The sequence below is a fragment of the Streptomyces sp. NPDC093591 genome, assembly GCF_044764885.1.
GTDB lineage: Bacteria > Actinomycetota > Actinomycetes > Streptomycetales > Streptomycetaceae > Streptomyces.
The window spans coordinates 227,184-236,790 of sequence record NZ_JBIWIY010000013.1 but is presented as its reverse complement, the minus strand read 5'-3'; the positions used below and the strand labels follow the sequence as shown (position 1 = coordinate 236,790).

General features: G+C 71.3%; 8 protein-coding genes. 4 read left to right on the top strand and 4 right to left on the bottom strand.

What is annotated here, in order from left to right; translation table 11 throughout:
* Positions 1-62 precede the first annotated feature (62 nt).
* Both ACIREI_RS27260 and ACIREI_RS27255 read right to left on the bottom strand, forming a co-directional pair.
* The gene (locus ACIREI_RS27260; RefSeq protein WP_403337850.1) at positions 63-1,565 is read right to left on the bottom strand and encodes a metallophosphoesterase family protein; all 1,503 of its coding nucleotides are present in this window, start codon (positions 1,563-1,565) and stop codon (positions 63-65) included.
* Between the two features lie 84 nt (positions 1,566-1,649).
* Positions 1,650-2,531 (bottom strand): MHYT domain-containing protein, encoded by an 882-nt coding sequence (locus ACIREI_RS27255; RefSeq protein ID WP_403337848.1) that lies wholly within the window; start codon positions 2,529-2,531, stop codon positions 1,650-1,652.
* Between the two features lie 271 nt (positions 2,532-2,802).
* On the opposite strand from ACIREI_RS27255, the gene ACIREI_RS27250 reads away from it, so the two are divergent.
* The 4 genes from ACIREI_RS27250 (at position 2,803) to rox (ending at position 8,005) form a co-directional block, all read left to right on the top strand.
* A complete protein-coding gene (locus ACIREI_RS27250; RefSeq protein ID WP_403337845.1) occupies positions 2,803-3,702 on the top strand; it encodes an arginase family protein in 900 nt (299 codons plus the stop codon).
* A 100-nt stretch (positions 3,703-3,802) separates the two neighbouring features.
* On the top strand, positions 3,803-5,068 hold the full coding sequence (locus tag ACIREI_RS27245) for an MFS transporter (RefSeq protein ID WP_403337843.1): 1,266 nt from the start codon (positions 3,803-3,805) through the stop codon (positions 5,066-5,068).
* A 70-nt stretch (positions 5,069-5,138) separates the two neighbouring features.
* Positions 5,139-6,329 (top strand): MFS transporter, encoded by a 1,191-nt coding sequence (locus ACIREI_RS27240; RefSeq protein ID WP_403337840.1) that lies wholly within the window; start codon positions 5,139-5,141, stop codon positions 6,327-6,329.
* A 248-nt stretch (positions 6,330-6,577) separates the two neighbouring features.
* Positions 6,578-8,005 carry a rifampin monooxygenase gene (gene rox, locus ACIREI_RS27235; protein WP_403337838.1) on the top strand — a complete coding sequence of 476 codons (1,428 nt, stop codon included), beginning with the start codon at positions 6,578-6,580 and terminating at the stop codon, positions 8,003-8,005.
* Between the two features lie 34 nt (positions 8,006-8,039).
* Here the strand turns inward: rox and ACIREI_RS27230 are convergent, their stop codons facing one another.
* A complete protein-coding gene (locus ACIREI_RS27230; RefSeq protein WP_403337835.1) occupies positions 8,040-8,795 on the bottom strand; it encodes a dienelactone hydrolase family protein in 756 nt (251 codons plus the stop codon).
* A gap of 124 nt (positions 8,796-8,919) precedes the next feature.
* The gene (locus ACIREI_RS27225; RefSeq protein ID WP_403337832.1) at positions 8,920-9,540 is read right to left on the bottom strand and encodes an L-threonylcarbamoyladenylate synthase; all 621 of its coding nucleotides are present in this window, start codon (positions 9,538-9,540) and stop codon (positions 8,920-8,922) included.
* Between the last annotated feature and the right edge of the window lie 67 nt (positions 9,541-9,607).

Below are 9,607 nucleotides of genomic sequence, written 5' to 3'. Positions count from 1 at the left end.
CGGCCGATGATGTTCCCGTGTCCCCAGGTCAGAGCAGGAGAGCAGGAGGTCGGACCAGGCGGTCAGGCCAGGGAAATGGTGACCTCGTCCTCGACCGGCGGATCGATCTCCTGGGCGCGGTTGCCGGTCGCGGCGTAGCAGCGCAGCCGGACGGTCTCCGGGGTGACGTCCAGCCGCAGGAAGCACTTGAAGAACGGCGGACTGTACGTCGCCGAACTCGGCGAGAACAGCTGGGTGTAGATCTTGCGCACGGGGAGGCGGAACCGCTTGGCCCGGTCGGGTCGGCGTCCGGTGCCCAGCAGGCCCGCGACCAGCCGTGTCCGCCAGGTGACGCGGGCGTCCTGGGCCGGTGCGCGACCCGGCTGGATCTCCAGCCGCTCGGCGATGACGGCCGTCGCCTCCGCCTCGGTGAGAGTGAAGAAGCGGCGCATGCGCAGCCGGCGTCCGTAGAGCCTGCTGTAGAAGGCCAGGGAGTCGCCGCGCAGCGGGTAGCAGCGGAACTCCTTCTCGGTGACGTCCGCGACGTCGACCCGCGGAATCGTGTGCGTGGCGTGCATGAACGCACCGCCGCCGCCCGCGACCACGTACTGGATGGTGCGGCCGTCCACCCGCACCGGATAGCGCTGGTAGTTGTGGATGTCGCCGCCGATCGCCGCGACATAGCGGTGCGCCGGGTCGCGGACGATCTCGTCGACGGTGCCGCCCCCTTCGATGGCGCACGGGTGGTGCTCACCGTCCACGTACAGGGGCTGGCCCGTGATGAGGATCTTCGGCCGGGGATCCTGGGACACCTCGCGCAGCCACGCGCCCTGTTCGGCGTCGATGGTGCCCAACAGCCCGGTGTCGATACCGATGATCCGCACCGGCCCGGCGTCGATCGCCCAGTACGGCCCCGGCTGGACGGCTTGTTGGGCCGCGTCCGACCTCAACTTCCGTGCCGAGGGAAGGCTTTGGCCGTCCCCCTTGCGTGGCCGGTGCCACAGCAGCGACCGCAGCCATGCCCTGCTGAGCGGACGCGGGGCGGCCTCGGGGCCGAGGGGCGGGGCGTCGTCGCAGAAGACGCGCATGAACGCGCCGAGGTCCTCGTACCAGTCGTGGTTGCCCGGTATCGCGTACATGGGCGCCCGGTAGTCCTGGTACGGCCGGAAGAACTTGGTGTCGTAGTCGTCGGCGCTGCCCACCGGGTAGATCACATCACTGGCCACGACCGCGAACCGGGTGTCCTGACCCACCTTCAAAAGCCCTGGCACGACGGCGTATTGGGAGTCGTCGCCCTCGCCGGTGTCACCGATGACGAGGAAGGAGAACCTGTCCGGGTCGTCGCGCCGGATCACCTTGTCGGCGGGCACCCCGGCAGCGGCGCGCTGCGCCACCCAGCGACTACGGGTACGCCCCGTGGGGTCCCCGAACCAGGACGCGAGCACGCCGTTGCGGGCCGCCCACAGCGTCTTGGGGTTGAGCCAGGAGATTTTCTCGACCTTGTGCGGCATCAGCCGCTTGTACTCACCGAGTTCGGCGGCGCCCCAGCCGGCGCCTTCGGCGGTATCGCGTGAGGAGTCAGACACCGGTGCACCGTAACAATGATCGAGTGGATGCCGAGCAGGGGAGGTGGGGCCCGGTGAGTCGCCGAGCCTCCCGCCCCCTCCGGGTCACCACTTGTGGGCGTACGGCTCCCGGCTCCGGCGCGGCCGCGGGACGCCGACCGGCGCGGTCGACTCGCCGCCGCTGCCGGACCGTTGCTCCAAGACGCGGCTCGGCCCGGTACCCCGGGGCGCCGCGGCCCGGCCCCGCTGACCCTCGCCGAGAACCAGGAGCGGGTCGAACATCACCACCACTCCGGCCAGCACGAGGAAGATGATCGGCCCCAGGAGCATCGGCAACAGCAGCGAGGTGGGCGAGTCACCGGCCCACGACCCGCCGGTCGGCCCGTGCAGATGCACACTGACGGCGGCCATCCCCGTGTAGTGCATCCCGCAGACGGCCACACCCATGATCAGGCTGGCCCCGAGGCTCGTCAGGAAACCGCGGATGGTGACGGCCGCCCACAGCGCCGCGGTCGCGGCGACTATCGCGATCAGAACGGAGAGCCCCACGGTGACCGCGTCGTACCGGATGGTGCCGTCGAGGCGCAGCGCCGCCATGCCCAGGTAGTGCATGGCGGCCACGCCGAGCCCGGTGATGACGCCCGCACCGGCCAGCGCCCCCTTGCCCGCGCCCAGATAGCCCACGATGAACACGCCGATGCCGACGACCACGATCGCCACGGCGAGGCTGAGGACGGTCAGGCCGGTGTCGTAACGGATCCCGCTCTCCTCGACATCGAAGCCGATCATGCCGATGAAGTGCATCGTCCAGATGCCGCAGCCGATCGACGCGGCACCGAGCGCGAGCCAGCCGGGCTTCCACGTCTGTCCGTCGAACAGGGACCGGACAATGCACCGCAGCCCCAACGCCCCACCCAGACAGGCCATCAGATAGGCCGCCACCGGCGTCACCGCACCATAGCGGAACCCGTCAACCGTGCCTTGCATACGCCAACTCCCCCCAGAGCCATGGCTGGTTGTGAAAGGCAAGGTGTACGGGTCAAGGATGCGCAAAGCAAGCCTTTACCGCCGGTAGCCGTTGAACTCCGTATCACCATGAGTCGACTTCGGTCACATGGGGGCGAGATTCGGCCAGGCGAGAGCCGGGCCCGGCAACAGCTGCTCCTGCCCCGGCGGCGGGCCCCAAGTGGTGCCGGGCCCCGGAATGTGGCACAGATGGTGGGTGTGAGGCGCGGGCCGGCAGCCGAAGGGTCGGGACATGCGGAACCTGGCGATCATCGAGGCACCGTCCGTGCTGGGCCTGCGCCCGTCCGGCGTCCAGGACCTGCCGGAGGCGCTGTTCGACGCCGGTCTGACGGCCGGGCTCGACGCGGTACGGGCCGGCCGCGTCGAACCGACGGCCTACGACCCGACGCGCGACGCCGACACCAGGATCCTCAACCCCCACGGCATCGCGGAGTACTCCGTCCGGCTGGCCGACCTGGTCGGCGACGTGCTCGACACCGGCCGCTTTCCCGTCGTCCTCGGCGGAGACTGCACCATCCTGCTCGGCAACCTCCTCGCCCTGCGCCGCCGCGGCCGCCACGGACTGCTGTTCCTCGACGGCCACACCGACTTCTACCAGCCCTCGGCCGAGCCGACGGGCGAGGCGGCCTCGATGGAACTCGCCCTGGCCACCGGCCGCGGCCCTCGCCTCCTCACCGACCTCGAAGGCCGCGGCCCCCTGCTGCGGGACGAGGACGTCGTCGCCTTCGGCTTCCGCGACACCGCCGAGTCAACCGAGGCCGGAATGCAGCCCCTCCCACCCCACCTGCACGCGATCGACCTCGACGCCGTGCGCGCGACCGGCGCCACCACGGCAGCGCGCCGGGCGGTCGGCCGGCTCACCGCACGCACCGGCGCCCGGTTCTGGGTCCACCTCGACGTCGACGTCCTGGACGACACACTCATGCCGGCCGTCGACTACCGGCAGCCGGGCGGGCTGAGTTGGGAGGAACTGGAGGGCGTACTGCATACGGCGCTGAGCGACCCGGGAGCCGTGGGGCTCGACGTCACGATCTTCAACCCTCGCCTCGACCCGGACGGCAGCATCGCCGCCCGCCTCGCCGCGTGCCTGCGCCGGGCATTGCGGGCAAGGCCCGATCACGTGCGTGACTGACCCGCCCCGACGAGCCGATCCGGGTCTGCGCGGCCGTTCGTCCAAGCGTCACCGATCTTTGTCCATGGGCGTATCCGCCGACGGGGGCGAGGGTGGGGCCATGAGCGAATTCGGCACCAGGGAGACGGACACCCTCTCGCGCGAGCGCACCACCGAACGGCGACGGACGCCGAGAGGACTGATCGCGCTGGCACTGGGCGGATTCGGCATCGGGCTGACCGAGTTCCTGATCGCCGGGCTGCTGCCACAGGTGGCGTCGAGCTTCGCGGTCTCCGAGGCGGCGGCGGGCCGGCTGATCTCCGGGTACGCGCTGAGTGTGGCGGTCGGCGCGATCGCCCTGACCGCGGCGACGGCCCGCCTGCCCCGCAAGCCGGTCCTGGTCGGCCTGGTGGCGCTGTTCGTCATCGGCAACCTGCTGTCGGCCGTCGCTCCGAGCTATCCGGTGATGCTGCTCGGACGGATCGTCGCGGCGCTGTGCCACGGCTCGTTCTTCGGCATCGGCTCGCTGGTCGCCCGCGGTCTGGTCGCGCCGGAGCGGAAGTCCCGCGCGGTGGCGGTCATGTTCGCCGGCCTGACAGTCGCGAACGTGCTGGGCGTGCCGTTCGGGGCGTGGGTCGGTGAGCGTTGGGGCTGGCGGGCGGCCTTCTGGGCGGTCACAGCGATCGGCGTACTGGCGCTGGCCGGGATCGCCGCCTTCGTTCCCGCCCGGGCGGGCGCCGGCCCGACGCAGCCGCCGACAGCGACGACGAACCCCTCACACCCGACACCGCCCAGCGGCCTGCGCGACCAGCTCCGCGCGTTCCGGTCCTGGCAGGTCTGGCTGACACTGACAGCCACCGCGCTGAGCTACGGCGGTATGTTCGGCGCGTTCAGCTACATCGCCTACACGTTCACCGAGGTCGGCGGATTCTCACCGGCGGACGTCTCCTGGCTGCTGATGGTGTACGGCGTCGGCCTCGTCGTAGGGAACCTGATCGGCGGACGAGCGGCCGACCGCGCCCGTGACCGCACCCTGGTCCTCGCCCTGCTCGGACTCACCCTCACCCTGACCCTGTTCGGCCTGCTGGCTGACAGCGCCGTGGCATCGGTGATCCTTACGTTCCTGATGGGGCTCTTCGGGTTCGCCGGCGTGCCCGGCATGATCACGCGCGTCACCGACTTCGCCCACGGGGCGGCACTGGCCGCGAGCGCCAACGTGTCAGCGTCCAACCTCGGCAACGCCCTCGGCGCCTGGCTCGGAGGCCTCGCCATCACCGCGGGCCTCGGCTACACGGCGCCGCTCCACGTCGGCGCCGCCATCGTCCTGGCCTCCCTCGCCGTCATGGCCGTGGCCGCACACCTGGCCAAATCACCGGCACACCGGTAACCGCGTGACAGTCCGTACGGGTGGCGTGCCGGGCCGGGCCGACACGGCGTACGGGGTTACCGTCGGCGGCATGGACGGCGATCGCCGAGGGTGGCGCGAGTGTCTGCTCAGCGGGGCGGTGTTCGCCGTGTGCATGGCCGGCACCACGCTGCCGACCCCGCTCTACCCCCTCTACCGGGAGAAGTTCGACTTCTCCGAGCTGACGGTGACCGTCGTGTACGCCGTGTACGCCTTCGCGGTCATCGGCGTGCTGCTGCTGGTGGGCAACGCCTCGGACGCCGTGGGACGACGTGCGGTCCTGCTCTGCGGCCTGGGGTGCGCGGCCGCCAGTGCCGTCTGCTTCCTGTGCGCCACAGGGCTGGGCTGGCTCTTCGCGGGACGGCTGCTGTCGGGACTGTCCGCGGGTCTGTTCACCGGGGCCGCCACGGCGTACGTGATGGAGCTGGCGCCCCACGGTGGCGCCGCGCGGGCCACGTTCGTGGCGACGGCGGCCAACATGGGCGGACTGGGCTGCGGCCCGCTGCTCGCCGGGGTGCTCGCGCAGTACGCCGCCTGGCCGCTGTACCTGCCGTTCGTCGTGCACCTCGCCCTGGTGGCAGGGTCCGCCGCCGTCCTGCTGCGGCTCACCGAGACGGTGCGGCAGCGGTCGCCGTTGAGCACCGTACGGCCTCAACGGCCGGGTCTGCCCGCGCGGGTGCGGGTGGTGTTCGGGCCCGCGGCGATCGCCTCGTTCGTGGGGTTCGCGCTGTTCGGGGTGTTCACATCGGTCAGCCCGGCGTTCCTCGCGGAGTCCCTGGACGTGGACAGCCACGCGGTGAGCGGGCTGGTCGTGGCGCTGGCCTTCTTCGCCTCCACCGCCGGACAACTGGCCGTCGGCCGGGTCGGGGTGGGGCGATCGCTGCCGCTGGGGTGCGCCGGGCTCCTCGCCGGGCTGGCGCTGCTCGCGGGGGCGCTGCGATGGGACCTGATGGCGCTGGTGGTGGCGAGCGCGCTCGTCGGCGGGGGCGGGCAGGGACTGGCGTTTCGCGGGGCGCTGGCCGCCGTGGCCGAGGCGTCCCCGGCGGACCGGCGCGCGGCGGTGATCTCGACGCTGTTCGTGGTGGCCTACACGGGCATCTCGGTACCGGTCATCGGCGTGGGGCTGCTCACGGCCCCGATCGGCCTGGAGGGCGCGGGACTCGTGTTCATCGCCTGCATGGCCGTCCTCGTCTCGACCGCGGCCGTCTACCTGGTACGGCGGCCGGTACCCGTGAGGGCGTGAGCGCGTCGGCCGAGGGCGGGCGAGGGCGGGCGAGGGTGAGTGAGGCCGCGGCAAAAGCAAAGGCAAGGAGTTCACCCACTCCTTGCCACTCTCAACATATAGCGCACAGGGGGCCTTGCGGCAAGGCCCCCGTCGTGCCGCAGAATCGTCGGCCGAAGCCAGGACCGGGCGGAAATCAGGCACGCGCGAGGCATGCGTGCTTCGCGACGGGGCCGGCCGAGATTCGACATCGTCCAATGGGGGTTCACATGATCGACGTGATCGTGGTCGGCGGCGGCCCGACCGGCTTGATGCTGGCCGGTGAGCTGCGGCTGCACGGCGTGCACGTACGCGTACTGGAGAAGGCACCGGAGCCGCCCGCGAATGTCCGCGCGCTCGGCCTGCACGTGCGCAGCATCGAGGTGATGGACCAGCGCGGTCTGCTGGAGCGGTTCCTCGCACACGGACAGCAGTACAAGGTCGGCGGCTTCTTCGCCGCCATCGAAAAGCCCTGGCCCGACCGGATGGACACCGCGCACGGTTACGTCCTCGGCATCCCGCAGACCGTCACCGACCGCCTGCTGGCCGAGCGGGCCGTCGAGCTCGGCGCCGATGTCCGGCGCGGCTGCGAGCTGGTCGGACTGAGCCAGGACGAGGACGGGGTGAGCGCCGAGCTGGCCGACGGCACGCGGCTGCGCTCGCGCTATCTCGTCGGCTGCGACGGCGGCCGCAGCACGGTGCGCAAGCTGCTCGGTGTCGGCTTCCCCGGTGAGCCCGCCAAGGTCGAGACGCTGCTGGGCGCGATGGAGGTGGGCGTGGAGCCGGAGACGGTGACCGCGGTGGTGACCGAAGTCCGCAAGACCCAGAAGCGGTTCGGCCTCGGACCCATGGGGGACGGGGTGTACCGCGTCGTCGTGCCCGCCGAAGGGGTGACCGAGGACCGCTCCGTCGCGCCGACCCTCGAGGAGTTCAGGAAGCAGCTCCGTGCGGTCGCCGGCACCGACTTCGGCGTGCACTCACCGCGCTGGCTGTCCCGGTTCGGCGACGCCACCCGGCAGGCCGAGCGCTACCGGGTCGGCCGGGTGCTGCTGGCCGGCGACGCGGCGCACATCCACCCGCCGACCGGCGGACAGGGGCTCAACCTCGGTATCCAGGACGCGTTCAACCTCGGGTGGAAACTCGCCGCCGAGGTGGCCGGCGGGGCACCGGAGGGACTGCTGGACAGCTACCACACCGAACGGCACCCGGTGGCCGCCGACGTACTGGACAACACCCGCGCGCAGATGGAGCTGCTGTCCACCGAGCCGGGAACGCAGTCGGTGCGCCGGCTGCTGTCGCAGCTGATGGACTTCGAGGACGTGAACCGTTTCCTGATCGAGAAGATCACCGCGATCGGCGTTCGCTACGACTTCGGTGACGGTCATGAACTGCTCGGCCGGCGCATGCGGGACCTCACGCTCAAGCGCGGTCGCCTCTACGAGCTGATGCACGGCGGCCGCGGACTGCTCCTCGACCGGACGGGCGGGCTCTCGGTGTCGGGCTGGGCCGACCGGGTCGACCACGTCGTCGACGTCAGCGAGGAACTGGACCTGCCCGCGGTGCTGCTGCGTCCGGACGGGCACGTGGCGTGGGTCGGCGAGGACCAGCAGGACCTGCTCAGCCGACTGACCGAGTGGTTCGGCGCGCCCGTCGGCTGAGGGCACGTCAGGGGCCGCGTGGCTCCCGACCGGCTCAGAAGGTCCGCTTCAGCAGATCGAGCAGCGCCGCCCAGTGCCGTTCGTCCGCCTCCGCGTTGTACTCGGCGGTGTCGGCCTGCGTGAAGCCGTGTCCCGCCCCCGGGTAGACCTCGCAGCGGTGCCGGACCCCCGCCTCGGTGAGCGCGGTCTCGAGGCGCTCGATCTGCTCGACGGGCAGGGACGGGTCCTGGTCCGCATGGCCGAAGTACAGCTCGGCGGTGACGTGCCCGGCCACCAGATGCGGGCTGTCCGGATCCTGTGTCGCCAGCCGTCCGCCGTGGAATCCGGCCGCCGCCGCGACCCGGTCCGGGAAGGTGCCGGCGGTGAGCAGGGACAGCCGCGCGCCCATGCAGTATCCGGTCAGTGCCACCGGACCGTCGGCCGCCACGGGGCAGTCGGCCAGCCAGCGCAGATAGGCGCCGGCGTCCCGCATCGCGAGTTCGGGCGTCAGCGCCCGCATGATCGGCATGATATTCTCGAAGATCTCCGGCCGGGCCCCGGGATCGATGAACTCCGGCAACTCGACCACCGGAGCGCGCCCGTGACGGTAGAACACGTTGGGCACCAGCACCGTGTACCCGGCCTCCGCGAGACGGTCCGCCATCTGCCGGAGCCGGGGCCGCAGACCGAATGCGTCCATGTAGAGCAGGACTGCCGGGCGGGGTTCCCCGTCAGCAGGGTGGGCCAGATAGGCGTCGACGGTGCCGTCCTCGGTGAGGATGTCGACGTTGGTTCCCTGTACAGCGGTCATGGCTGGGACGTGCCTCTCTGCGTGGGGGCGTCGGCGAGGGCCGGCCCGTGGGAGGGGCCGGGTCGAGATCATCGTGGCACGCGAGCCCGAGGGCGCCGCGACCCACCCCCCACCTCGGCCCATCTCACTCGAACCGGGATGTGTCGCCCGCTCCCTTCCGCACGATCTCGGCCTCGCCGCCCGAGAAGTCGATCACCGTCGTCGGCTCGGTGCCGCAGTCACCGGAGTCGACCACCGCGTCCAGCACATGGTCCAGCCGGTCCTTGATCTCCCAGCCCTGGGTCATCGGCTCGTCCTCGTCGGGCAGCAGCAGCGTGCTGGACAGCAGCGGCTCCCCGAGCTCGGAGAGCAGCGCCTGGGTGACGACGTGGGCGGGGATACGCACGCCGACCGTCTTCTTCTTCGGATGCTGGAGCATGCGCGGCACCTCCTTCGTCGCGGGCAGGATGAAGGTGTAGCTGCCGGGCGTCGACGCCTTGATCGCGCGGAACACGTCCTTGTCGACCAGCACGAACTGGCCGAGCTGCGCGAAGTCCTGGCAGACGAGGGTGAAATGGTGCCGGTCGTCCAGTCGGCGAATGGTCCGGATCCGGTCGATGCCGTCACGGCTGCCCAGTCGGCAGCCCAGCGCATAGCAGGAGTCCGTCGGATACGCGATGAGCGCACCGGAGCGGACGCTGTCGGCGACCTGGGTGATGGTGCGCGGCTGGGGGTTGTCGGGGTGCACGTCGAAGTACTTCGCCATTCACCGAGCCTATGCCCTCGATGCCCGCCTGCCGCGCAGGCCGGGGCAGTCGGACCAGGGGAGCGCG